The organism is Rhizobium leguminosarum (assembly GCF_019798305.1).
In the GTDB taxonomy this organism is placed as follows: domain Bacteria; phylum Pseudomonadota; class Alphaproteobacteria; order Rhizobiales; family Rhizobiaceae; genus Rhizobium; species Rhizobium leguminosarum_U.
Genome location: NZ_JAAXDD010000009.1, coordinates 267390 through 292281 on the forward strand (window position 1 = coordinate 267390; position 24892 = coordinate 292281).

Sequence of the window (24892 nt, forward strand, 5' to 3'; positions counted from 1 at the left end):
CAAACAACGGAGGAAATACAATGAAAATTGCGCGCACCATGCTCGCGTCTGCTGCCCTGCTCGGTCTCATGCTTGGCCCCGTACATGCGGCGGAATTGAAGAAGCTCGGCCTGGCCGTTGCCAACCTTCAGGCAAACTTCTTCAACCAGATCAAACAATCCGTCGAAGCCGAAGCCAAAAAGCGCGGCATCGAAGTCATCACGGTCGACGCAAAGGGCGACGGGCCGACACAGGTCAACCAGATCCAGGATCTTCTAACCCAGAAAATCGACGCGCTGATCTACATTCCGGCCGGCGCGGCGGCTGCGACCGTTCCGGTCAAGCTCGCGAAGAGCGCTGGTATCCCGGTCGTGAACGTTGACCGCAACGCCGAGGGAGCACCCGGCGATACCTTCCTTGCAACGGATTCCGTCGCGTCTGCCAAGGCCGTATGCGACTACATCCTGAAGGAAGCCGGCGGCAAGGGGAAGATGGTCATCATCCACGGCCAGAAAGGCACAACGCCGGAAGTCGATCGTTCGAAGGGCTGCGCTGAATCTCTCAAGGCATATCCGGACGTCAAGGTTGTCGCCGAGCAATTCTCAAACATCTGGAGCCAGGACGAAGGCTTCCAGATCATGCAGAATATGCTGCAGGCAAATCCGGACGTTTCGATCGTGTTCGCCCAGGCCGACGGCCTCGCCCTCGGCGCCGCGCAGGCGATCAAGGTCGCCAATCCGTCGCAGAAGATCGTGGTTGGCGGCTTCGATGGCGACACCGCAGCTCTCGAAGCGCTGAGCAAGGGCGTCTTCAACGTAACGGCGACACAGCAGACGCAGAAGATGGGCCGCGACGCGGTTGAAAACGCCGCCAAGCTTGTTGCCGGGGAGAAAGTGCCGCCGGTCCAGCTCCTGGATGCCACGCTGACAACCAAGGAAAACGTCGCAGGCTTCATCGCCAACCATCCGTAATGAAGTCGAGTCTAGAGGAGGTGTGCCGTGACTGATCCAGTTCTTTCCCTGAGGGGCATATCCAAATGGTATGGGCCGCTCCAGGTTCTGAAGAATGTCAGCTTGGACGTCTATCCGGGCGAGGTAGTTGCACTTCTCGGTGAAAACGGAGCAGGCAAGTCAACGCTATCGGGCATCATCGCCGGGTCCCGCACACCATCCGAAGGATCAATGACGTGGCTGGGGCAGCCTTATGCCCCGGCCACACCAAGGGAAGCGATCGACAAGGGCGTTGTCCTGATCCACCAAGAGCTGCTGCTTCTGCCGCAGCTGTCGATCGCGGAAAACGTCTTCATCGGACGCTGGCCGATGAAGAACGGCGTCGTCGACCGCGCCCAGATGGTTCGCCGGGCCCAGGACCAGCTCGCTCGCTTGAACCTTCACATCCCCGCAACGCGGACGGTCGCCGGCCTTTCCACGGCAAATCAGCAACTTATCGAGATCGCCAAGGCGCTGGCTCTCAACGCAAAGCTCCTGATCCTCGATGAGCCGACAGCCGCCCTTGGCGGCGCGGAAACGGAAGCTCTCTTCGAACAGGTTCGGAAGCTTCGCTCAGAAGGCGTCGGCATCGTCTACATTTCCCACCGTATGGAAGAGATCAAGCAGATAACCGACCGGATCGTCGTTCTTCGTGACGGGGAGCGGGTGCAAGAATTCTCAGACAGCGCGACCCCGGTGCGAACGATTGTCGAGAGCATGGTCGGGCGCCCGCTTGACCGCTTGTTCCCTACCCTGCCGGTTCCGACAGATCGTCCGGTACTCCAAGTATCCGGGCTGAGCTCGCCGGACAACTCGTTCCGTGAGGTTACCTTCGAGGTCCGGGCCGGCGAAATTCTGGGGATCGCCGGATTGGTCGGCGCCGGCCGCACCGAACTGGTGCGTGCGATTTCGGGAGCAGATCCAATCAGTGCTGGTTCGATCAAGCTGGAAGGCGAGGAACTCAGGCTGCGCGATCCGGCGGACGCGGTCGCCAAGGGTATCGTGATGGTTCCGGAAGACCGCAAGGAGCAAGGCCTGATCGTCGGGCACCGGATAAGCGAGAACATTATCTATGCCAATCTCGACAAACTGGGCGGTGGTTGGATCACGCCGCGCATCAAGCGCTCGTTTGCAGAAAAGGCAGTTGCCAAGTTCGGCGTAAAGGGCCGTGCTGAACAGCACGCCTCGGACCTATCCGGCGGCAACCAGCAGAAGGTCGTGATCGCGAAGTGGCTGATGCGCGATCCCAAGGTCGTCGTGCTCGACGAACCGACGAGAGGCATCGACGTCGGTGCCCGAGCGGGCATCTACGACATCATCGTCAATCTTGCCAAACAGGGCGTGGCGGTCATCGTCGTAAGCTCGGACCTCGAAGAAGTTCTCGGAGTCTCCAATCGCATTCTCGTGCTTGCGCAAGGCAAGCAGGCGGGGATTCTCAATCGTGACCAGGCAAATGACGTTTCGGTCATGGAACTGGCCACCATCTAAACAGACAGAGAAAGGAAGAGCGGTGTCCGACATCACTCTGAACGCCCCGAAGCTTTTCGATCTCAGCGGCCAGGTTGCCATCGTGACCGGAGCCGGCAGCGGTATTGGTCAGCGCATTGCCATCGGCCTTGCGCAATGCGGCGCCGACGTGGCGCTGCTCGACCGCCGAACCGACGACGGACTGGCCAAGACGGCTGAACATATTCGCGCCGCCGGCCGCCGCTCGATCCAGATCGCGGCGGATGTCACGAGCAAGTCTTCCCTTGGAGAGGCAATAGCACGGACCGAAGCCGATCTCGGCACACTGACGCTTGCGGTCAACGCGGCGGGCATCGCTAACGCGAACGCGGCGGAAGAGATGGAGGAGGACCAATATCAGACGTTGATGGATATCAACCTCAAAGGCGTCTTTCTTTCCTGCCAGGCCGAGGCCCGCGCCATGCTGAAGAATGGACGCGGCTCCATCGTCAACATCGCATCCATGTCCGGTGTGATCGTAAACCGCGGGCTGAGCCAAGCGCACTATAACGCCTCCAAGGCGGGCGTAATCCATATGTCGAAGTCCATGGCGATGGAATGGGTCGACCGCGGCATTCGCGTCAACACCATCTCCCCCGGATACACGGCAACGCCCATGAACACCCGTCCGGAGATGGTCCACCAGACCAAACTCTTCGAAGAGCAGACGCCGATGCAGCGCATGGCAGCGGTGGACGAGATGGTAGGTCCGGCGGTGTTCCTGCTGTCGAATGCAGCGAGTTTCGTGACCGGCGTCGATCTTCTCGTTGACGGCGGTTTCTGCTGCTGGTGATGGGAAAGCTCATTGCCGCCGCGGGAAAGTGACCGATCTCGCTTCCTCCCTGGCTGAGATCGAGGCGCTGAAGGGACCAACGGGCAAGACGGCGTGCGATATCGCCGTCTGCCCGCCCTTCGCGCTGATTGAACGGACGGAGAGCTCAGGCGTCGTCATCAGCGCTTAGGACTGCCTGAATTCACGACAACCAGTTGAGCTCCCAATGATGATCGCATGGTAGTTCGCATCCAGATTTGCTGTTTATCGATGGACAAGGAAAGAGCATGAAACGCTTTGAGCAGAAGACCGTCGTCATTACCGGGGGTAGCCGCGGCATCGGAGCGGCGATCGCCAAACGCTTTGCGAAAGAAGGCGCCAATCTCGTCGTCTCGGCCAACGAGGAGTTGGTTCACGGCGTTGCCGAACAGATCCGGGCCGAAGGCGGCAAGGCGATCTCCTTCATCGGCGACGTCACCGACAAGGCGAGCGTCACCGCCCTCTATGATGCCGCCGAGAAGGAATTCGGCTCGGTCGACGTCTCGATCCAGAACGCCGGCGTCATCACCATTGCCCGCGTCGAGGACCTGACCGAAAACGAGTGGGACAAGGTCATGGCCGTCAACACCAAGGGCGTCTTCCTCTGCGCCCAGGAGGCGATATCGAGAATGCGCAAGCACAAGCGCGGCGGCCGCATCATCAACACCGCTTCCGGCCAGGCCCGTGACGGCTTTATCTACACGCCGCATTATGCCGCCTCGAAAATGGGCGTCGTCGGCATCACCCAGAGCCTGGCCAAGGAAGTCGCGACCGAGAAGATCACCGTCAACGCCTTCTGCCCCGGCATCATCGAGACCGACATGTGGGCCTATAACGACCAGGCCTGGGGCAAGCTGCTCGGCAACTACGCCCCCGGCGAGTTGATGAAGGAATGGGTCGAGGGCATCCCGATGAAACGGGCCGGCTCAGGCGAAGACGTCGCCGGCCTGGTGACCTTCCTCGCCAGCGAGGATGCCGCCTATATCACCGGCCAGACGATCAATGTCGACGGCGGCCTGATCATGTCCTGATACATTTCGCCCAAAAGTGTGCAGCGGTTTTGGGACAAAGATCAAACCACCAACGATGCACTGGGGCGACACGGTCGTCGCCTCCTGTGAACAGTGTGTCCATTGGCGTTAGGGCAGCTTTGCATTTTTGCCCGGTCGTGTGACCTTGCCATCCGCCTGTTTTTGATCCTATCTTTGAAATGTTCTCAGGGCGGGGTGTAATTCCCCACCGGCGGTATCAGGAGCAATCCTGGAGCCCGCGAGCGCTTCCGGCACCTCCTGTCGGAAGGTCAGCAGATCCGGTGAGATGCCGGAGCCGACGGTATAGTCCGGATGGAAGAGGACAACACGGGCAGTCGCACTCCGTCCCGGAGTCGGCTGACGTTTGTTCGCCCAAGGGAAAAGGCTCGCTCACGGATTGAGCCGAGCAGACCATGTCAGCCCGCTGACATAACCCTTGAAAGGCCAGACAGCATGACTATCGCAAGAATTGAAGATGCCATATCAGCCATTGCCAGCGGCAAGATGGTCGTCGTCGTTGATGACCAGAACCGGGAAAACGAAGGCGATATCGTGGTCGCGGCCGATGCCGTCACCCCGGAAACAATCGCCTTCATGATGACCCACGCCCGTGGCCTCGTCTGCATCGCCATGGAAGGCGAGCGCCTCGATGCGCTCGATATTCCGCTGATGGTGCCCAACAATACGGAATCGCACAAAACCGCCTTCACGGTCTCGGTCGATTATCTCAAGGGCACGACGACGGGCATCTCTGCGGCGGACCGCGCCGCGACCGTCAGCGCCCTCGTCGACGATCGCACAAAGCCTGACGAATTCGCCCGCCCCGGCCACATCTTTCCGCTGCGCGCCAACCCCCGCGGCGTGCTCGGTCGCCCCGGCCACACCGAAGCCGCCGTCGATCTCGCCCGCCTCGCCGGAAGGACCCCGGCCGGCGTCATCTGCGAAGTCGCCAATGACGACGGAACCATGTCGCGCCTGCCCGAACTCACCCTTTTTGCCAAACGCCACAACCTCCTCCTCGTCACCATCGAGGATCTGGTCGCCTATCTCGAACGCCAGGCGGCAAAAGACGTACGCGAGGTCGCCTGATCGATGCCTTTGTTGCGTCGGCATAGCCCGCCGCAACAAAGAACATGCCGCAGTGATGACCCTGACGGCACCTTCGCTTGTCCGCCTTAAGTCCGGCTGATCGAAACGCCGCCGTCAGCCAGCATCGCCGTGCCGGTCACGAAGCTCGACATGTCGGAGGCGAGGAAAAGCGCCGCATTGGCGATCTCTTCGGGTTGCGCCATGCGTTTCAGCGCATGCAGTCCCTCGACAAAGGCAAGGACTTCTGGCGTGGCGTCCGGCGCGTTGGTGATGCTGGCGGGTGTGTCGGTGCCGCCGGGAAGTAGGGCGTTGACGCGGATGTTCTGCCTCCCGAGTTCAGCGGCGAGCACCTGCACGAAACCGATCAGCCCCGCCTTGCTCGCCGCATAAGCGGCCATACCAGGCATGCCGGCGGTGTGGCCGACGAAAGTCGAGGTGAAGATCAGCGATCCGCCGCGGTTTCCGATCGCCGCCGACTGGTGCTTAGCGCCGAGAAAGGCGGCGGTAAGATTGGTCTCGATCGTCTCGCGCCAACCTTCCAGCGCCAGTCCAGCCACAGGCGCCATGTCGCCGATGATGCCGGCATTGTTGAAGGCGATATCGAGCCCGCCGAAGCGCGAAACAGCGGTTTCCACGAGGTTTGCCTGCAACGCCTCGTCCCTGACATCGCCTGATATGGCGATGGCCTGACCGCCCTCCGCCTCGATTTCGGCGACGACGACCTCCAGCGCGTCCTGCCGCCGGCCGTTGACCACGAGCTTGGCGCCCTCCCGCGCAAAAAGTTTCGCCGCCGCGCGGCCGATGCCGGAGCTTGCGCCGGTGATGATGGCGATCTTGTCGTTCAGAAGAGTCATATCGGTTTCTCCTTCGTTGTTGCGGCATCTGAGATCTCAAACATCAGGCGATGCAGCCACCCGTTTCCCGCGCGGGAAAGGAAAAACCCGCCTATGGCCGCTGATTTCGGTCACAGCGACGCGCCACCGGGCCAGGTTCGAACCTTGATCGCCGCGTCGGAAGGATCGGTATTAAACCATGTAAATGGCGGTTTGCGGCGACCTCCACGCACACGCCTGCGTTGACGTAGACGCCATTGTGCACCGCATCATCGATTTATGCTTTGTGTGACATTCATCCGATTCCCTTCATGCATCTTCGCGACTAAAAGGAGCGCACAGGTAACGGGAATCTCTTCATGCCGCGGTCACGCAATACTGGGGGCGCCATCTATATGAGCTTGGCGATGGCCGGTTTTTCCGCAAGCGACGCTCTGTCCAAATCGGTGATCGCTGATATGAACGCCGGCGAGATCATGTTCCTGCGCGGCCTCTTCACCAGCCTGCTCGTCTATCTGATAGCCTGGAGAATGGGCGCGCTGCGTTCCTGGCGCATCGTGCTGGAGCCGATGATCATCTTCAGGATCATCTGCGAGGCGCTCGCCGCCGTCACCTATATCACCGCGCTCGGCATGATGCCGATCGCCAATGCCTCGGCGATCCTGCAATCGCTGCCGTTGGTCGTCACCTTCGGCGCTGCCCTCTTCTTCGGCGAGCCGGTCGGCTGGCGGCGCTGGTCGGCGATCCTCGTCGGCCTCGTCGGCGTGATGATCATCATCCGCCCCGGCCCTGAGGGATTCACCGCCGCCGCCCTCCTCTGCGTCGCCGCGGTGCTGACGACGGCCGGCCGCGATCTCGCCACCCGGAGCATCAGTCCGGAGATTCCCTCGCTGATGATAACCGTCATCACCGCCGTATCAGCCTCCTTCTTCGGCGCGCTCCTCATCCCGGTGCTCGGCGGCTGGCAGCCGGTCAGCGGCAACGCGCTTGGGCATCTCGCGCTCGCATCGGTGCTGGTGCTCGTCGGCTACCAGTCGGTCATCCTCGCCATGCGCACCGGCGAAATCTCCTTCGTCGCGCCGTTCCGCTATACCAGCCTGATCTTTTCCTCTCTGCTCGGATTCCTCTTCTTCGCCGAAGTGCCTGACAGCTGGACGCTCGTCGGGGCTGCGATCGTCATCGCCTCCGGCCTCTATACGTTCTATCGTGAGGCCAAGCGCCGTGTGTCGCCGATCGCGCAGAAATCTGCGCCGCGCGCGCCCGTCTGAAGCAAGATGATGGCTGAGGAAGGATGATGGCTGAATTCTCGTTGGATAAATCTCATATAGCGGGCGTCGTGCTGGCCGGCGGACGTTCGCAGCGCATGGGCCGCGACAAGGCGGGCGTAATGCTCGGGGCCGAGAACCTGCTCCACCATGTGCTGACCCGCCTCTCGCAACAGGCCTTGCTCGTTGCCGTCAATGCCGAAACCGCCCCCGAGGACGTGCCTGTCGTTCCCGACCGTTTTCCCGGCAAGGCCGGACCAATGGCCGGCATCCATGCGGCTATGGTTTATGCCGCCGGCCTTCCCTCAATCACCCACGTCGTCACGGTCTCGGTGGATTGCCCGTTCTTCCCGGCCGATCTCGTCGCCCGGCTGGCGGCGGCGATCGAGCACTCGTCGCAGATCGCCATTGCCGCCTCCGAGGGCCGCAGCCATCCCGTCTTCGGGCTCTGGCCAGTGACGCTGGCCGCCGATCTCGAAGCCTGGATCGCCGCCGACGAGAAGCGCCGCGTGCGCGACTTCCTGTTACGGCATGACGTTGCGGAAGTGGCGTTCCCGCTGCATCCGACCCGCGCCAGCCTGCTCGATCCCTTCTTCAACATCAACACGCCTGATGATCTCGTCGAGGCGGAACGCTGGCTGGAGGCCCTCCGCGCATGACCGCACCGAAAATCTTCGGCATCGCCGGCTGGAAGAACTCAGGCAAGACGGGGCTCGCCGTCCGACTGGTGACGGAGTTCACCCGCCGCGGCTATAGGATCTCGACGATCAAGCATGCCCATCATGATTTCGACATCGACAAGGTCGGGGCCGACAGCTACCGCCACCGCCAGGCCGGCGCCCACGAGGTCACCATCGTCTCTGGCACCCGCTACGCCATCATGCACGAGCTGCGCGGTGCGCCGGAACCTGAGTTCGAGGAGATCCTCGCCCGCCTCGCCCCCTGCGACCTCGTGCTGATCGAAGGTTACAAGCGCGAGCCGATCCCGAAGATCGAGGCCCGCCGCCTGGAAGCTGCAAATCGTGAACCATTGGCGCCGAGCGATCCCCATATCTGCGCTATCGCCGCCGATCATGCCGTCACGGATACGGCCCTGCCGGTCTTCGATCTAGACGACACAGGCGCCATCGCCGATTTCATCGCTGACATCGTCGGCCTTGAACAGCCGAGGCTTTGAACCACCTGCGTCGCCGCCGGATCTAAGAAGCGGAGCCGTTTCGCTTGCCATTGCTTTGGCGATTTCCTTGGCGAGCTGAGCCTGATCATAGGGCTTTGCCAATCTCGGAAGATCGATATCGGTCCCGGCAGGAAGATCGGCGTAACCTGTCGCCAGCACGATCGGCAATGCCGGATAAATATCCCGCGCGGCCTGGGCAAGCTGTGCGCCAGTCATACCGGGCATTGAATAGTCGGTGATGACAAGGTCGAAATGCTGACCGCTACTGATCAGTTCCAGCGCCTGCGAGCCGGAGTTTGCTTCGACGACCTCGTGGCCGAGATCTTCAAGCATGTCGACCGAACTCATGGCGATCAAGGCGTCGTCATCGACCAGGAGGATCTTCAGTTTGGATGCGGCTTGCTCAACAACCACCTCCGACTCGGCCGGAACCTCGGTTCGCCAGGCCGTCGCCGGAAGCCACAATTCCGCGGTCGTCCCCACCCCAAGCTCGCTTGTCAGACGAAGTGCGCCATTGAGCTGAACGGCAAGTCCATGGATCATCGACAAGCCTAGGCCCGTGCCCTTTCCGAGTTCCTTGGTCGAGAAAAACGGATCGACTGCCTTCTTCAGGGTCTCCGCGTCCATGCCGGTGCCGCAGTCGGCCACCGCCAAGACAAGATAAGGCCCTTCGCCGAGACCACCCTTATCGCCGGCAACATTTTCCTCGCGTAGCGAGATGGACAGCGCCCCTCCGTCCGGCATAGCATCGCGGGCATTGACTGCAAGGTTGAGCAGCGCCAATTCGAGCTGGTTCGCATCAACCAGGGCCGGCGGCAGGCTTGTCGGCAGATTGGTTTCGATGCTGATCGAGGATCCGACCGAGCGCCGCAGCAGGTCGTTCATGCCGGAGACCAGCTCGGCCAGATCGACGGGCTTGACCTGCAGATCCTGCTGCCTGGCAAAAGCCAGCAGACGTTGCGTCAGAGCCGCTCCGCGCCTCGCACCCTGAACTGCCCCCTCAACCAGACGCGTCGCCTTGGCATCTCCGGCAACGTGCTTGCCGAGCAATTCCAGATTTCCAAGAACGACCATCAGCAAGTTGTTGAAATCGTGGGCGACGCCGCCGGTCAACTGACCGATTGCCTCCATCTTCTGCGATTGGCGTAGCTGCTCCTCGGCTTTTTCACGCTGGGCGACTTCTTCGAGCAGCGTCTGGTGAGCGGCGTTGACCTCCCTCGTCCGTTCCCGCACACGCTCTTCGAGGTTTTCATTGAGGCGTCTCAGATTTTCCTCGATGGTCTTGCGGGCGGTGGTATCGGAACAGACCCCGACGAGTTTCCTGGCGGAACCATATCTGTCGGAATAAAGCTGCGCATGGACCTCCGTCCAATGGAGTGAACCATCCGGCCAGATTGTCCTGTGCTCGATCGAATAGTCGCGTCCGGTATCGATCGTCTCGCGCAGGCGTGCCACCACAAGATCCCGGTCGTCGGGATGGATGCTTGCGATCAGATCGTCGCGTGTGACATCATCGTCCGGCTTTCGGCCGAAGACTGCCTTGCAGGTGGCCGAGGCAGACAGGGCCATCGAGGATAGCTCCAGCTCCCACGCCCCAAGACGACCGGCTGCAAGCGCCGTCTGCAACCGTCGCTCGCCCTCGCCCAAAGCCTCGAGCTGAGCTTGAGCCTCATATTGGCGCAGGCGCCCTTTTAACGCGGTCCGCGCAATACTGATGAAGGAGGTCGCATGGAACGGCCTTTCCAGGAAAGTGACGTTGCCGAGAACCTCGGAAAGCCTGGCAGCGGCCGGATTTCGTTCAGGCCCGCCGCCGCGCGTGGTGAGCACGATGAACGGTAGATCGGACCAGCTTGGCTGGGCGGAGACCCAGGCAGCAATCGGCTTCAAATCGCTCCAGCGAACGGCCTCTTCGGTCAGCACGCCAAGCGCGATCTCATCGTTCAGTAAAGAGGCAAAGACATTCAGGTCGGCAGCCGCAATCGATGATAGGCCGGCTTCGTCGATTAGCGATACCGCCACCTGGGCATCGCGTCCGGCGGGAGTATAGATCAATGCTTTCGGCTTTACGGAGTTAGGAATTGCCGCGATCCCCGCCATCAGTCGACAGGAGCGGCTCTGCGCTAGTGACAAATTCGGGAACGCCGCGAAGCACACCTTGGAACCCGACCAGAGGATCCCCGAACGTCAGCCCCGAACTGTCGATACGGTACTCTCGGATTGTATCCTCATGCAGCCCAGTTCTTTTCTTGATCACGGAGACCGCTCGCCGCACCCTCCCCGCAGCCTCGAAGTAACGCAGCAGTATGACTGTGTCCGCAAGATAGGTCACGTCGACAGGCGCCTTCATGTCGCCGACAAGCCCATGTTGTGCAACGGTAAGGAAGGTATTGGCGCCTTGCCTGTTCAAATATTGAAGCAACTCATGCATGTGAAGGATCAGCGAATTTTCATCCGGCATGGATGCTTGATAGCCATTGATGCTATCGATGATGACGGTCTTGGCGTTCGACTTGTCCACGCACTGGCGCACGCGATGCGCGAATTCACCTGGTGACAGTTCAGCGGCGTCGAGCTGTTCGATGTGAATTAGACCACTGCTCCTTAGCGTCTCGAGATCTATTCCGAGCGCCTTGAGCCGCGTAAAGAGCAGGCCAAGCTCTTCGTCGAAGATGAAGGCCGCCGCTCTCTCGCCACGCGCAACCGCCGCGACCAGGAATTGAAATGAGAAAGTACTCTTACCGGTACCGGATGGACCGAGGATAAGCGTACTGGAACCTCTCTCCAACCCTCCGCCTAATAGGAGGTCCAGTTCCGGAATATTTGAGGATAACTCGTCGCGGACATAACTCGACCGATGTTCGGCGGCGACGAGACGTGGAAAGACAACGACACCGCCGGTTTGAATGGTGAAGTCGTGGAAACCGCCGCGGAAGGCTTGCCCACGGTATTTCGTGATCCTGAGCCGCCGGCGCTCAGCGCCGTAGCTCGGCGCCATCTCCTCAAGATGGATAACCCCGTGCACGACGCTATGCACCGTTTTATCAAGCACGTCGGACGTCAGATCATCGAGCAAGAGGACTGTCGCCCCCTGCCGGGCAAAGTAATGTTTGAGCGCAAGAATCTGGCGGCGGTAGCGCAGCGAGCTTTGAGCTAGAAGCCTTATCTCCGACAGGCTGTCGAGTACCACGCGACTTGGCTTAATCCGCTCGAAAGCGGCAAAGATCTCCTTTGTCGTCTCTCCGAGTTCCAGATCTGATGAATAAAGCAGGCTCTGCTGCTGGTCGGCATCCAGCAGGCTTTCCGGAGGTACGACCTCGAACACCTCGATATTGCCGTCGATCACCATGCCGTGCGATCCGGCACCGGCACGGAGTTCACTCTCGGTTTCCGAAAGGGTGATGTAGAGCCCCTGCTCGCCGAGCCGCGCACCCTCGATCAGGAACTGCAGCGCAATCGTTGTTTTGCCCGCCCCCGGATTCCCCTCCAGGAGAAACACGTGCCCCGGCGAAAGGCCCCCTGCCAGAATTGTGTCCAAACCGGACACTCCGGTCCGCGCTTTCATGGCAGGCACAGCAGTATTCATTCATTGTTTCCTTCAGTTTATACTGTGAATTAGTGGCGGTCGAAGGAATGTCAAATGGTCAAGCGCGTATGATCCCGACGTGCTGATCCGAGGCTGGGGTCGGCGATCTAACTCCGATAGCGAAGCGCATCGACGACGAGGGCGAATGCCGGCGACGTATGCCGGCGGCTCGGATAGTAGAGATGGTAGCCGGAAAATGGTGGGCACCAATCTTCGAGGACTCGCACCAGCCGCCCGTCGGCAAGATATGCCTCGACCAAGTCCTCCGGCATATAGGCCAGCCCAAGACCAGCCAGCACTGCGTTCAGCCGCAGGGCTATATTGTTGAAGACCAACTGTCCTTCGACCCGAACCCTGAGCTCGCGCCCGCCCTTCTCGAACTCCCATGCATAAACGCTGCCATAGGTCGGCAGGCGCAGATTGATGCAATTGTGATCCGTAAGGTCCTGTGGCGTCAGAGGCTTCGGCCTGGTGTCGAAATAGGCGGGAGCGCCGACCACGGCCATGCACATGTCGGGGCCGATGCGCACCGCGATCATGTCCTTCGCCACCTGTTCTCCAAGCCGCACCCCCGCATCGTAACGCTCGGCGACGATGTCAGTCAGACCGTAGTCGACGATGATCTCGACATTGATATCGGGATAATCGGGCAGCAGCTTTTCCAAGGCGGGCCAAAGGACGGCATCGGCCGCATGCTCGCCGGCATTGATGCGGACGGTGCCTGCCGGCTTCTCCCGCAATGCGCTCAAGGCAGCCAGCTCGCTCTCGATCTCGTCCAGCCGCGGCCCGATGGAGACGAGCAGACGTTCGCCGGCCTCTGTCGGCGAGACGCTGCGCGTCGTGCGTGTCAGCAATCGCAGTCCAAGCCGCTCCTCGAGCCCTCGGATGGTATGGCTGAGCGCCGATTGTGAAACACCGAGCTTGCCCGCCGCTTTGGTGAAGCTTTGAGCGCGCGCGACGGCGAGGAAGGCGATGAGGTCATTGACGACGGGGCGCGGCATTGATGAAACTTTCTCATGGGTTCTTGCCGTTTATACCAACTAATCGCGACCAAGCGCACGCGCTAAATACCTTGTTACTCGAGTGGACACGTCCACCCGGCATCGAAAGGAAGACAAAGATGGATATCAAGCGAAGCGGTTCGCAGCCTTCGGCCAAAGGACCCGCCGATTGGTTTACCGGCAGCGTGCGTGTCGACCCTCTATTTGCCGTGACCAGCCCGGCACGCGCGGCTGGCGCCAGCGTCACCTTCGAGCCCGGAGCCCGCACTGCCTGGCACACTCATCCACTCGGCCAGACGCTGATCGTCACATCGGGCTGCGGTCGCGTGCAGCGCGAAGGCGGCCCCGTCGAGGAGATCCGCGCCGGCGACGTCGTCTCGTTCGCACCGGGTGAACGCCACTGGCACGGCGCATCGCCGACGACGGCAATGACCCATATCGCCATCCAGGAGCAGCTCGATGGCAAGGTCGTCGACTGGATGGAGCATGTCACCGACACGCAATACCAAGGTTAGAAAAGGAAACGTCTATGCAGAAGCGTGAACTTGGAAAGAGTGGACTTCAAGTCTCAGCCCTCGGTCTCGGCTGCATGGGGCTGAGTTATGGCTATGGACCGGCGACGGACATTTCGGAGGCCATCGCGCTGATCCGCCGCGCGTTCGAACGCGGCGTGACCTTCTTCGACACGGCCGAGGCCTATGGTCCCTATAAGAATGAGGAGCTTCTGGGAGAGGCGCTCGCGCCCTTCCGCGAGGAGGTGGTGATCGCTACGAAATTCGGTTTCAACTTCGATGCCAATGGCGGCCAGAGCGGCATGAACAGCCGGCCGGAGCAGATCCGTGCGGTGGCCGACCAGGCGTTGAAGCGTTTGAAGACCGATGTCATCGATCTCTTCTACCAGCACCGCGTCGACCCCGATGTCCCGATCGAGGATGTCGCCGGAACGGTCAAGGCGCTGATCGCGGAAGGCAAAGTCAGGCATTTCGGCCTCTCGGAAGCAGGCGCCCGGACTATCCGCCGCGCCCATGCCGTCCAGCCGGTGACGGCGTTGCAGAGCGAATATTCGCTGTGGTGGCGCGAGCCCGAGCAGGAAATCCTGCCGACGCTGGAAGAACTCGGCATCGGTTTCGTGCCCTTCAGCCCGCTCGGCAAGGGCTTCCTGACTGGCGCGATCAACGAAACGACCACCTTCGACAGCAAGGATTTCCGCAACGTCGTGCCGCGCTTTTCTCAGGAGGCACTAAAGGCCAACCAGGCGCTCGTCGATCGTCTCGGAGAAATCGCCGTCCGCAAGAAGGCAACCTCCGCCCAAGTGGCTCTCGCATGGCTGCTGGCGCAGAAGCCCTGGATCGTGCCGATCCCCGGCACAACCAAGCTGCATCGCCTCGAGGAGAACATCCAGGCCGCTGAAGTCGAACTGACGGCTGAGGATCTTGCCAACATCGAAAGCGCGCTCGCCACGATCAAGGTAGAGTGCGATCGTTATCCCGCCCATCTGCAGGCAAGGGTCAATCGCTGAGAAGCGGCCAACGGGCGGCGACGTCTCATCCGAATACCAGAAGAAATGCGGCCGCAGTAATTTGCGGCCGCTTCTTCATCAATCGCATTATTTCCTTGGCGCCGGCGCGTTCTCGTGAAAAGCCGGTATCGCCTCGAGCTTCGCGACGATCTCCGCGATATTGCGCCATTGCGTGAGGTCGAAGCCAAAGCGCCTGGCGCTGATCGCCTGCGGGAATAGGAAGATATCGGCAATACTCGGCCGGTCCCCGACAGCGAAAGCCCCTTGCCTGCGGCCGGCGATCATCCTCTCGACCGCACCCATGCCCTCACCGATCCAGTGACGGCTCCAGGCGGCAATCGCATCGGCATCCGCCTGGAAGGCTTTGCCGAGATGCAGGCCGATCCGCGGCGGCAGCAGCGCGTGGATCTCGGCTGCGATCGCAAGCGCGATCGCCCGCGCCCGCGCCCGGCCTTCCGCAGTGTCCGGCAATAGCGGCGGTTCAGGCTTTATCTCGTCGAGATATTCGACGATCGCCAGCGACTGGGTGATGAGGACGCCGCTATCCGTCAGCAAGGCAGGCACGAGCCCCTGGGGATTGACGCTGCGATATCCGGCCTGCCGGCTCTCGGCATTTTCACCAAGGATGCTAACCGGCAGCTCTTCTGCCGTCAGTCCCTTCAGAGCGAGCGCGATACGGACTCTCGACGTCGCCGAAGAAATTTCGTTCTGATAGAGTTTCACTGTCTTTCTCCTGATGATCTAAAATGGCGGCTGAAACGGCGGCTAGTTCCATGAAGAAGAAGCTGCGTATGCCGCCGTCACAAGGCCCGCAAGCGGCGAAGGCTCCTGCGAGCTTATGTCGTAAATGCAGGGCGCGGCGAAGACCACCGCTCCCAGAATGCAGATGATCATCAATCTCATCAAATCCTCCGTCGGCGAGGCCCCCGTCGGCCTCGTCTCGCTTGATTTCAGCTTTGTCGTTCTGCCCGCCGTAGCCAATGGCTTTCGGTGGGCAATTCCACTCGTTAGGCAACCATCAATTCGACATGAATGTTGCCGCGTGTGGCCTTCGAGTAAGGGCAGGTCTGGTGAGCCTCTTCAATGAGGGCTCGTGCCACATCCGCTTCGATCCCGGGCAGGCTGACCTTGAGACGGGCCTGCAGGAAATAGCCGCCATCGGCTGTTCCGAGATCAACCTCGGTGTCAACGGCAAGATCGGCTGGAAGCTTGACCTTTTGATTAGCCGCGGCGAAGCCGAGCGCGCCGATGAAGCAGGCAGACCAGCCGGCGGCGAAAAGCTGTTCGGGATTGGTGCCGGCACGGTTGCTGCTCGGAGGCGAAAGCTTGATATCAAGGTGGCCGTCGTCGCTATGCGACGCGCCGTCGCGCCCGCCCGTCGTGTGGGTCTTGCCGGTATAGAGAACCTTGTCGATCTTTGTCATGGAACACTCCTTTGTTGCGTCGCTGCACGCGACTGGCCGCGGTGCGGTCGGGTTGACGGAGTGTGGTTTGACCGACGGATATATCCGCTATGTTTCCGAAAACGCCCGAAATGTCACAAAAAGTAGCATCCGGTATCAAGGACATCTTGGCATACAAAACCTGGCGAGATTTTGCGGCGCCCCCCGACGTCAATGGATGATGACTTCCGCGGCCAATCCGCCGCCGGCGCGATTATAGAGCCGGAGCGACCCGCCGATCTTGGCCGTCAGCTGCTGGGCGATCGCAAGACCGAGACCGGTGCCGCCGGTCTCCCGGTTTCGGGATTGCTCCAGCCGGAAGAATGGCTGCATGGCGGCCTCGAGCATATCGTCGGGGATTCCAGGCCCACGGTCCATAATCGTGATGACGATATCGTTTTCTACGCTTCGCTCGACGCCGATCTCGGCGGCGCCGGCAAACTTCAGCGCATTGTCGATGAAGTTCGATAGGATACGGCGAAGAGCATGCGGCTTGGTGAAAGCGGCACCCTGAACCAGGCCGATGACGGTGACCGCCTTTCCGATGTCCTGGTAGTCGTAGGCTATGCTGTCGATGAACGAGGCAAGGTCAATTCGGGCATTTTTCTCGCCATTGCCGTGCGCACTACGCGCATAGGCTATGCCATCCTGAACGAGGCGCTGGATTTCGCCGAGATCGTGCACCAACTTGTCCTTCTCCGGTGACTCCTCCGCCATGTCTGCACGCAGCCGCATGCGGGTGATCGGCGTCTGCAGGTCATGCGAGATTGCCGCCAATATCTGAACGCGCTCTTCGAGATAATGGGCGATCCTTTCCCGCATCGCATTGAACGCCCGCGCCGCATGCGCGACCTCGCTCGGCCCGGCCTCGCTCAAAGCGGGACCGTCCTTGTTCGGATCGAGGGCATCGGCGGCGGCGGCAAGCTCGCCGAGCGGCAGGATCGCCTGGCGAACCGCAAACCAGGTACAGAGGATGAGCAGCGCCATCTGGATGACGAAGACGTAGGGCAGCCATGCGGCGATCGGCATGACGCCCTTCGGCGTGACGTCGATCGTCAATGGGCTTCCGTCGCTCAGCGTCAGATGCGCCTGCAATCGGTTCACATCGCCAGGAATCCGTTCGATACGGATTGGAAAGCGGTGCCCGATAGCCTCCTCAATCTTTCCTGAGATTTCTGCCCCTTTGCTTGACGTGTCAGGCACGCCGGGAAGACCGCGGCCGAGCACGAAACGATAGTTGCCGCGGCTCAGCCGATCGAGCAGATCGCCGCGTTCGCTTGGCGGAAGCCGATCGAGAACGGCAATCGATGTTGCGACGTCGTTTTCCAGCGTGCCGAGCATCACCGCCTTGGCCGACATGTACCGCTCCATGTAGAGCACACTGAAGGACAGACCGTAGGCGAAGGCCAGTCCGATCAGCAGGATGAGAAATATCCGCGACCGCAACGTGCTCGGCCACGTCAGGCCCGAACGCAAGGGGATTGCCGCCTTCATTGGCGCGGCTCCGATATTTCGACCGGAACCGAAAACACATAGCCTTCGCTGCGCACCGTCTTGATATAGGTCGGCTCGCGCGCATCGTCGCCCAGCCGCTGACGCAGGCGGCTGACCAGGAGATCGATCGAGCGATCGAAGAGATCGGCGTCGCGTCCCTGTGTCAGGCTCAGAAGTTGGTCGCGATTGAGCACACGCTGTGGGTGATCGATGAAGACGCGGAGCAGACGGTATTCGGCGCCGCTGAGCGCAATCGCGGTCCCTTCCCCGTCGAGAAGGTGCCGGGCGATCGTATCGAGCCGCCAGTCGCCGAAGGTCAGCAACTGTCCGGCCTCGCTGATCTGCAGGTTGGGCGGCAGCATCCGCGTGCGCCGCAGCACCGCTTTGATGCGGGCGAGCAGCTCGCGCGCAGCAAAGGGCTTGGGAAGATAGTCGTCGGCGCCCATTTCCAGCCCGAGGATCCTGTCCATCTCGTCGGTGCGGGCGGTCAGCATCAGGATCGGGATCGCCTTGTGCCGGCCAGCGCGCAGTTCGCGGCAGAGCACCAGCCCGTCGTCGCCGGGCATCATCACATCGAGCACGATCAGGTCGACGGCATTGGCGTCGACAAAACTGCGCATCTGCCGCCCGTCGGCAGCAACGCTGGTGCGCAGGCCGTTCTTCTGCAGATAGCCCGATACCAGCTCGCGGATTTCGCGATCGTCATCGACGATCAGGATGTGATCGACATGATCCATATTTCCCTGTTCCTTATCGAAAGAAGCGGCCGCGCCGGTCGCTTCGTTCCTGACCGAAGCGACAGACGCGACCTACGCATATCCCGTTGACCGGAGCAACGAGGCGCTGCAACCGGCATCGTCGACCTAGAAACGATCGACGTCTATGACCGCCTGCGCAAAAGCCTGCGGCGCTTCCTGAGGCAGGTTGTGGCCAATGCCGCCGCCGATCGTCCGATGCTCGTATTTGCCGGAGAATTTTCCGGCATAAGCGGAAGGCTGCGGATGCGGCGCACCGTTTGCATCGCCCTCCATGGTGATGGTCGGCACCGAAATGATGGGCGTTGTGGCGAGCGTCGTCTCGTAGGCATCATACTTGGCCTCGCCTTCGGCAAGCCCCAGGCGCCAGCGGTAATTGTGAATGACGATCGCGGCGTGGTCAGGATTGGCGAAGGCGGCGGCCGATCTGTCGAATGTCGCATCGTCGAAGTTCCACTTCGGCGAAGCAGTCTGCCAGATGAGCTTTGCGAAATCGTGCGTGTTGCTCTCGTATCCCAGACGGCCGCGTTCGGTGGCGAAATAGAACTGGTACCACCAGGCAAGTTCGGCTTTCGGCGGAAGCGGCTTCTTGTTGGCCTCCTGGCTGCCGATCAGGTAGCCGCTTACAGAAACCATCGCCTTGCAGCGCTCGGGCCAGAGAGCCGCCATGATATTGGCGGTCCGCCCGCCCCAGTCGTATCCGGCAATGACAGCCTTCTCGATATCGAGCGCATCGAGCAGCGCGATCATGTCGGCGGCGAGCGCTGACGGCTGGCCGTTGCGCGGCGTCTGATCGTCCAGGAAGCGCGTCGTCCCGTAACCGCGCAGATAAGGCACGATCACCCTGTAGCCAGCCGAGGCAAGCAGCGGCGCGACATCGACGAAACTATAGATGTCATAGGGCCAGCCATGTAGCAGCAATACGACCGGGGCATCCGCCTTTCCCGCCTCGGCATAACCGATGTCGAGCACGCCTGCCTTGACCTGTTTCAGCGCTTCGAAGGACGTGTTGGTTCCAGGCTTCACAGCTGGCACCGATGCAGCCGTCGCAGGCGACTGGGCGGTGGCCGTGCCGGCCACACCGAATTCGACGGCCGCAAGGGCGATTGCCGTCATGCCGAAGAAACGGCGGCGGTGATGGTTGATTTGCTCTGACATCGGTCTCTCCTGTCGAATGGATTACGGTCGCGAAAAGGCGCTCAACTTGTATCCGCGATATGTCGCAAGCAACCGTTTTTTGAATGCGGATGTAGCTTCCGGCCGCCTGGATACATTCCGATACAATCGCGCTGCCTCAGCAAGTGGTCGCATTGGCCGCAGCCCTTTCCTCGCCACTGCGGCAGTTTGTATCGCTTTGTATCGTCGCCGCCCTACCCCGACACTTCGGTACATTTTCCCGCAAAACCGGACACATCGGGGATACTTCACAGGGGCCATATCCCCGCCGTTGCTGGTTCAGGCCCCATCGCCGCCCAGAGCCCGATCAATCGGTTTCAAAGGAAACGATGATGACACTTCTGATCATTGCCTATCTCGGAGGCGCGCTGACGATCCTCAGCCCGTGTATCCTCCCCATCCTCCCCTTCGTCTTTGCTCGTGCTGGACAGCCCTTCGTCAGAAGCACGCTGCCGATGCTGGCGGGCATGGCCGCCACCTTCGCGCTGGTCGCCACACTGGCCGCAGTCGGCGGCAGTTGGGCCATTCGCGCCAATGAATATGGCCGCCTTGCCGCCATCGTCCTGCTTGCCCTCTTTGGCGCCAGTCTGCTTTCGCCGCGTTTCGCAAGCACGCTTGCCCGGCCGGTCGTCGACCTTGGCAACAATCTTGTGAATGCGACCGGCGGCGAGCGCGGCACCACGACAGTCAAGAGCGCGCTTCTTCTCGGCGTCGCCACCGGGCTGCTCTGGGCGCCTTGCGCCGGTCCGATCCTTGGCCTTGTACTGACCGGAGCCGCATTGCAGGGCGCCAATCTGCAGACGGCCTTCCTGCTGATCGCTTATGCCGCTGGTGCAGCAAGTTCGCTTGCGGTCGCCCTGCTTGTCGGCGGCCGGATATTCACCACCATGAAGCGTTCGCTGGGCGTTGGCGACAGGATTCGTCAGGGGCTCGGCGCTGGCGTGCTGGCGGGCGTCGCCGTCATCGCGCTCGGCCTCGACACCAGCCTGCTCGCCCGGCTCTCCTATGCCAGCACAACATCGCTGGAACAGGCCGTGCTCGACAGACTGCATGCAAAGCCGCCAAGTGGCGCATCTTCCGAGCTGGCGAGCAACGAGGTGATGATCGCCGCAGCCGATGCGAAGAACCCCTTCCGTAGCGACTTGCCCGTCGAAGGCCCTGCCCCTTCGCTCGACGGCGCGGTCGAATGGCTGAACTCTGCGCCACTCACCACGGAACAGCTGCGCGGCAAGGTCGTGCTCGTCGATTTCTGGACCTATTCCTGCATCAACTGCATTCGCACCATCCCCTATGTGAGGGCTTGGGCCGAAAAATATGCGGACCAGGGTCTCGTGGTGATCGGCGTCCATGCCCCGGAATTTGCCTTCGAGAAGAAGATCGACAACGTCAAGAAGGCGATTGGCGACTTCCAGATCGGCTATCCCGTTGCGATCGACAATGACTACGGCATCTGGCGCGCCTTCGAAAACAGCTACTGGCCTGCCGCTTATCTGTTCGATGCCAAGGGCCAGATCCGCTACCACCATTTCGGCGAAGGCAACTACAACAGGACCGAAAAGGCCATTCAGGACCTGCTGCGCGAAGCCGGCAGCCAAACGACGGCAAGTGCGCCGGTCGTGCCGGATGCCAAGGGCGTAGAAGCAGGTCCTGATCTCGGCAATATCCGCTCCGGCGAAACCTATCTCGGCTACGAGCAGGCGGCGAACTTCGCCTCTCCCGAAGGGCTGCAGGCCGACACAGCGCACAACTATTCAATCGCCGAACCCGGCCTCAATGGCTGGGGCCTGTCCGGAACTTGGACCGTCGGCCGGGATCAGGCGACGCTTGATCAGCCGAGCGGCGGCATCACCTACCGCTTCAGCGCCCGCGATCTGCATCTCGTTCTTGGGCCTGGCGCCGGCGACAAGCCGATCCGCTTCCAGGTGAAGATCGACGGCAAGGCGCCAGGGCCTGATCACGGGTCAGACGTCGATGCCGATGGCAATGGCACGGTGACCACGACGAGGCTTTATCAACTCGTCCGCCAGTCCGGCACGGTCGCCGCCCGCAACTTCGAGATCCGCTTCCTCGATCCCGGCGTGCAGGCTTACGCCTTCACATTCGGCTGAACCTGAAACGCATCAATATCCCGATCATCAACAATGACCAAAGGAGTGACAGTCATGTACAAACGTCTTCTTTTCACTGCAGCGCTTGCATTTGCCACCACCGCCATCGCGTTCGCAGCAGAGGCTGCCGCGGTCAAGAACATCGTGATCGTCCACGGCGCGCTGGCCGACGGCTCGGGATGGCGCAAGGCGACGGACATTCTCGAGAAACGCGGCTTCAACGTCACCATCGTCCAGCAGCCCATTTCCTCGCTCGACGACGACGTGGCGGCGACCAAGCGGGTTCTCGACCTTCAGGACGGACCGGTCCTGCTCGTCGGCCACAGCTACGGCGGCATGGTCATCACCGAAGCCGGCAACGATCCCGCGGTCGCGGGCCTGGTCTATGTCGCGGCATTCCAGCCCGACAAGGGCGAAAGCCTGCTAAGCCTCGCCAGCTCGAAGCCCGCCGGCAGCATGGATATAAAGGAAACGAAGGACGGCAAATATCTCTATCTCGATCCGGGCGCCTTCGCCGCGGATTTCGCAGCCGACCTTCCGCAAGCCGAAGCCGATTTCATGGCAAAGTCACAGGTCTTCGCCGCAAAGCAGGCATTCTCCGCCAAGATCACTCAGCCGGCATGGCGGATAAAGAAAAGCTGGTCGATCGTCGCCACCGAGGATCGCTCCATCAACCCCGAGCTGGAACGCGACATGGCAAAACGTGCCGGAAGCGACGTGACTGAAATAAAGGCAAGCCACGCCGTCTTCGCATCCCAACCGGAAAAGGTCGCTGATGCCATTGAAACGGCCGCCAAGCAAGCCGGCGAGTGACCATCTCATCTGAATTCCGATCATCGATCGGAAGAAGAGACGCAAGGACGGAATGCCCCTCCCCACGAATGGAGAGGGGCAACGATATTTACTGGTTGGCAGCCACCGGCCGAACCAGCGCCGTCACGCGGCGGATGGTGACGCGGCGATTTTCCTGTTCGGGGCCTGGCGTGTTGACCTTCAGATATTGCTCGCCATAGCCCTGGGTCGCCAAGTTCTCCGGCGGGATGCCATAGACGTCGGAGAGCACGTTCGCGACTGATTCCGCCCGCTGGTCGGAGAGGACCAGATTGCTCTGATCGGTTCCGACGGCATCCGTATGACCCTCAATCAGGAAGGTTTCGCTCGGATCCTTTTTCAGCACCTGGCTGATCGCGTCGGCAACCTTGCGCAGGGTGCGCGCCTGCGTCATCGGGATATCGGCGCTGCCGGTCGCGAAGGTGATCGTGTCGAGGTCGATGCGGCGCACCTTGTCGCGGATACGGGCCGAATACTTCACCTCGTCAAGCGAGTAGACACGCTCCACCGGCTCGACGGGCGGCTCGCTCAGGAACTCGTAATAATCCCGGTCCGGGTCACTGCGAGTATCGATGATGTAATCGTTGAGTGGCACGCGCAGCCGCATCGGCGGCAGGTCGGCACCCGGATCCTCGAAATAGTCGCGGTCCGGATCGTCATAGAGGTCCTGCGAATAATAGAGCACATGCTCGCGCCCGCGGGCGTCGACGCGCGACCGCTGAATGATGTCGCCGTAGCGGTTGCGGATCGTTACGATGCGGTAACCCTCCGGCCGCGTGATCGTCTCGCGGTAGCGATCACCCGACAGCTCCTCGTAGCTCGGCCGCTCGCCGTCGCGCAGGAAGCGCCTGTCGTCGTCGCCACGCACGATCACCCGATTGTCGTACTGGATGATGACGCGGTTGTCGTCATGGCTGTCGCTGACCTGCGCGCCGTCGGGACGGACGAATTGCGGCCGCGTATCGAGCTTTCTGCCCTTCTCGCTGGTCACCGCTTCAAGCTTGATCGTTGGCGGGGCCTTGGCGCCACTGGCCGCCTGCGCATCGGCATCCGAGGTCGGCACCTTCACCTCCTGGGTTTCGGCGCGCATCTTGTCGCGGTCGCGGCGGCCTTCCCGGCCCTTGCTGCGATCAGCATCCTTGTCGCTGTCGAGCACGGCCGCACCGTTCTCGACCGGCAGCACGACGGTCTCGTTGCTCTTGGCCGGATCCGCGGCAATCTTCTTGCGGCGCTCCAGCTCTTCGGGCGAAGCCTTTTCCGGAGCCGGAATGGGCTGCTCCACCTGCTGGCCGCCCTTGGCATCGGGCAGTGGCTGCGCAGTGTCGGTCGCGGGCGCAGCCGGCTGTTCGCCGGCGGGCTGTTCGCCGGCAGGCTTTGCCGCGGTGCCGCCCTTCGGCTTTTCGCCGGGTGCGGCCTCTGGTACCGCCGCCTTATCTTCGGTCGCCTTGCCTTCAGTTGCCTTATCTTCAGTTGTCTTGTCTTCGGTCGGCTTAGCCGCGGGTAATGCCGTTTCGCCCTTTGCCGGCTTCTTCTCTGCCGGTGCTTCGGCGGCGGGTTTTGCCTCCGGCTTGACTTCGGGTTTGGCCTGCTCCTCGGCCGGCGTCACGGCTTCGGGAGCCGCAGTCTCGGCCTTGCCCTTGCCATTATCCTTGCCCTGGGCCTTGTCCTGCCCTTTGGCCCGCTTACCGCCTTCCGGCTTGGCTTCCGGCTGCGCCTGCTCCGTCTCCGGCTGCGCTTCCTTTGCCGCCGGCTGCTGTTCGGGCTGCGGCTGAGCCTCCGGCTCGGCCTGCTTCTTCGGCTTCTTCGGCTTCTCCTGCGTTACCGGCTGCTCCTGCTGCGGCGCGGCCTCCGGCTTGGCTTCGGGCTGGGCTTGCTGCTTGGCCTTCCGCTCGGGTTTGCTTTCGGCCTGCGGGGCGGGTTTTTCCCTCGGCGCTTCGGCCTTCGGCGGTTCCGGCTCTGCCTTGGGTTCGGGCGCCGGCGCCTCCTTGCGTTCGGCCTTCGGCTTTTCGGCGGGTGCCTCCTTCGGCTGCTCGGCGGCCGGTGCCTGTTCAGCCGGAGCCTTTTCCTTCTGCTTGCGCTTCTTCTTCAGCAACTCCTCCTCGGAAGGCGCATCCTGAGGCGCATCCTGCGCCACCTCGAAACTGCCATGTTCGACTTGCCGCACGGCCTGAGCCTGCGTCGCGACGTCGCGCACGGCAGCCATTGCCGATGCCGGCTGGAACGCCAGCGAGAGGGAAAGCAGCGGAAAAGCCGCGCTTGCGAACAATCTTGATTTCATGCCCATCGGGGTTTCCTCGATCCTG

The 24892-nt window shown here is 61.5% G+C and carries 23 protein-coding genes and 1 riboswitch; of the genes, 13 read left to right on the top strand and 10 right to left on the bottom strand.

Going from position 1 to position 24892, the window contains the following annotated elements; translation table 11 throughout:
- Positions 1-20 precede the first annotated feature (20 nt).
- From HFO99_RS18315 to ribB, 6 genes are all read left to right on the top strand, one after another.
- On the top strand, positions 21-950 hold the full coding sequence (locus HFO99_RS18315; protein ID WP_003540275.1) for a sugar ABC transporter substrate-binding protein: 930 nt from the start codon (positions 21-23) through the stop codon (positions 948-950).
- A gap of 27 nt (positions 951-977) precedes the next feature.
- Entirely contained in the window at positions 978-2456 is a 1479-nt protein-coding gene (locus HFO99_RS18320) for a sugar ABC transporter ATP-binding protein (protein ID WP_222362697.1), read from the top strand.
- A gap of 22 nt (positions 2457-2478) precedes the next feature.
- Positions 2479-3267, top strand: a complete 789-nt coding sequence (locus HFO99_RS18325) for an SDR family oxidoreductase (RefSeq protein WP_128407320.1) — start codon at positions 2479-2481, stop codon at positions 3265-3267.
- Between the two features lie 28 nt (positions 3268-3295).
- Positions 3296-3436 carry a hypothetical protein gene (locus tag HFO99_RS18330; protein WP_222362699.1) on the top strand — a complete coding sequence of 47 codons (141 nt, stop codon included), beginning with the start codon at positions 3296-3298 and terminating at the stop codon, positions 3434-3436.
- A 97-nt stretch (positions 3437-3533) separates the two neighbouring features.
- The gene (locus HFO99_RS18335) at positions 3534-4316 is read left to right on the top strand and encodes a glucose 1-dehydrogenase (RefSeq protein WP_077978351.1); all 783 of its coding nucleotides are present in this window, start codon (positions 3534-3536) and stop codon (positions 4314-4316) included.
- 177 nt (positions 4317-4493) lie between these two features.
- A riboswitch (FMN riboswitch) is annotated at positions 4494-4644 on the top strand.
- A 125-nt stretch (positions 4645-4769) separates the two neighbouring features.
- A complete protein-coding gene (gene ribB, locus HFO99_RS18340; RefSeq protein WP_222317945.1) occupies positions 4770-5405 on the top strand; it encodes a 3,4-dihydroxy-2-butanone-4-phosphate synthase in 636 nt (211 codons plus the stop codon).
- 86 nt (positions 5406-5491) lie between these two features.
- On the opposite strand, the gene HFO99_RS18345 is transcribed toward ribB, so the two are convergent.
- Complete coding sequence (locus HFO99_RS18345; protein ID WP_222362702.1) at positions 5492-6259, bottom strand: SDR family oxidoreductase; 768 nt, start codon at positions 6257-6259, stop codon at positions 5492-5494.
- 338 nt (positions 6260-6597) lie between these two features.
- On the opposite strand from HFO99_RS18345, the gene HFO99_RS18350 reads away from it, so the two are divergent.
- The 3 genes from HFO99_RS18350 to mobB are packed head-to-tail and all read left to right on the top strand — an operon-like array spanning position 6598 to position 8680.
- The gene (locus tag HFO99_RS18350) at positions 6598-7506 is read left to right on the top strand and encodes a DMT family transporter (protein ID WP_222362705.1); all 909 of its coding nucleotides are present in this window, start codon (positions 6598-6600) and stop codon (positions 7504-7506) included.
- 26 nt (positions 7507-7532) lie between these two features.
- Positions 7533-8162 carry a molybdenum cofactor guanylyltransferase MobA gene (gene mobA, locus HFO99_RS18355; RefSeq protein ID WP_222362707.1) on the top strand — a complete coding sequence of 210 codons (630 nt, stop codon included), beginning with the start codon at positions 7533-7535 and terminating at the stop codon, positions 8160-8162.
- On the top strand, positions 8159-8680 hold the full coding sequence (gene mobB / locus HFO99_RS18360; RefSeq protein WP_077978355.1) for a molybdopterin-guanine dinucleotide biosynthesis protein B: 522 nt from the start codon (positions 8159-8161) through the stop codon (positions 8678-8680). Before mobA ends, mobB begins: the two co-directional genes overlap by 4 nt.
- On the opposite strand, the gene HFO99_RS18365 is transcribed toward mobB, so the two are convergent.
- The 3 genes from HFO99_RS18365 to HFO99_RS18375 all read right to left on the bottom strand — a co-directional run bounded on the left by HFO99_RS18365 (position 8612) and on the right by HFO99_RS18375 (position 13264).
- The gene (locus HFO99_RS18365) at positions 8612-10777 is read right to left on the bottom strand and encodes a response regulator (RefSeq protein ID WP_222362773.1); all 2166 of its coding nucleotides are present in this window, start codon (positions 10775-10777) and stop codon (positions 8612-8614) included. The genes mobB and HFO99_RS18365 overlap by 69 nt on opposite strands.
- Positions 10752-12263 (bottom strand): ATPase domain-containing protein, encoded by a 1512-nt coding sequence (locus tag HFO99_RS18370; protein WP_222289171.1) that lies wholly within the window; start codon positions 12261-12263, stop codon positions 10752-10754. Before HFO99_RS18370 ends, HFO99_RS18365 begins: the two co-directional genes overlap by 26 nt.
- A gap of 107 nt (positions 12264-12370) precedes the next feature.
- Positions 12371-13264, bottom strand: a complete 894-nt coding sequence (locus tag HFO99_RS18375; RefSeq protein ID WP_222362710.1) for a LysR family transcriptional regulator — start codon at positions 13262-13264, stop codon at positions 12371-12373.
- A gap of 119 nt (positions 13265-13383) precedes the next feature.
- Between HFO99_RS18375 and HFO99_RS18380 the strand changes: the two genes are divergently transcribed.
- On the top strand, positions 13384-13779 hold the full coding sequence (locus tag HFO99_RS18380) for a cupin domain-containing protein (protein ID WP_222334887.1): 396 nt from the start codon (positions 13384-13386) through the stop codon (positions 13777-13779).
- Positions 13780-13793: 14 nt separating this feature from the next.
- On the top strand, positions 13794-14783 hold the full coding sequence (locus HFO99_RS18385) for an aldo/keto reductase (RefSeq protein WP_222362712.1): 990 nt from the start codon (positions 13794-13796) through the stop codon (positions 14781-14783).
- 87 nt (positions 14784-14870) lie between these two features.
- Here the strand turns inward: HFO99_RS18385 and maiA are convergent, their stop codons facing one another.
- The 5 genes from maiA to HFO99_RS18410 form a co-directional block, all read right to left on the bottom strand.
- Positions 14871-15506 carry a maleylacetoacetate isomerase gene (gene maiA, locus HFO99_RS18390; RefSeq protein ID WP_222362714.1) on the bottom strand — a complete coding sequence of 212 codons (636 nt, stop codon included), beginning with the start codon at positions 15504-15506 and terminating at the stop codon, positions 14871-14873.
- 284 nt (positions 15507-15790) lie between these two features.
- A complete protein-coding gene (locus tag HFO99_RS18395) occupies positions 15791-16207 on the bottom strand; it encodes an organic hydroperoxide resistance protein (RefSeq protein WP_222334884.1) in 417 nt (138 codons plus the stop codon).
- Positions 16208-16396: 189 nt separating this feature from the next.
- Positions 16397-17719, bottom strand: a complete 1323-nt coding sequence (locus HFO99_RS18400; protein ID WP_222362716.1) for a sensor histidine kinase — start codon at positions 17717-17719, stop codon at positions 16397-16399.
- Positions 17716-18456: a response regulator gene (locus tag HFO99_RS18405; RefSeq protein ID WP_222362717.1), complete on the bottom strand. Its 741-nt coding sequence runs from the start codon at positions 18454-18456 to the stop codon at positions 17716-17718. The genes HFO99_RS18400 and HFO99_RS18405 overlap by 4 nt, the downstream gene beginning before the upstream one ends.
- A gap of 126 nt (positions 18457-18582) precedes the next feature.
- Positions 18583-19632 carry an alpha/beta fold hydrolase gene (locus HFO99_RS18410; protein WP_222020252.1) on the bottom strand — a complete coding sequence of 350 codons (1050 nt, stop codon included), beginning with the start codon at positions 19630-19632 and terminating at the stop codon, positions 18583-18585.
- A 350-nt stretch (positions 19633-19982) separates the two neighbouring features.
- Between HFO99_RS18410 and HFO99_RS18415 the strand changes: the two genes are divergently transcribed.
- Together HFO99_RS18415 and HFO99_RS18420 are read left to right on the top strand one after the other, a co-directional pair.
- Positions 19983-21758, top strand: coding sequence for a cytochrome c biogenesis protein DipZ (locus HFO99_RS18415; RefSeq protein WP_222362719.1), 1776 nt, complete (start codon positions 19983-19985; stop codon positions 21756-21758).
- A 54-nt stretch (positions 21759-21812) separates the two neighbouring features.
- Complete coding sequence (locus tag HFO99_RS18420; RefSeq protein ID WP_222362721.1) at positions 21813-22571, top strand: alpha/beta fold hydrolase; 759 nt, start codon at positions 21813-21815, stop codon at positions 22569-22571.
- An 88-nt stretch (positions 22572-22659) separates the two neighbouring features.
- Here HFO99_RS18420 and HFO99_RS18425 read toward each other — a convergent pair whose 3' ends face one another.
- A complete protein-coding gene (locus HFO99_RS18425; RefSeq protein ID WP_222362723.1) occupies positions 22660-24873 on the bottom strand; it encodes an OmpA family protein in 2214 nt (737 codons plus the stop codon).
- Between the last annotated feature and the right edge of the window lie 19 nt (positions 24874-24892).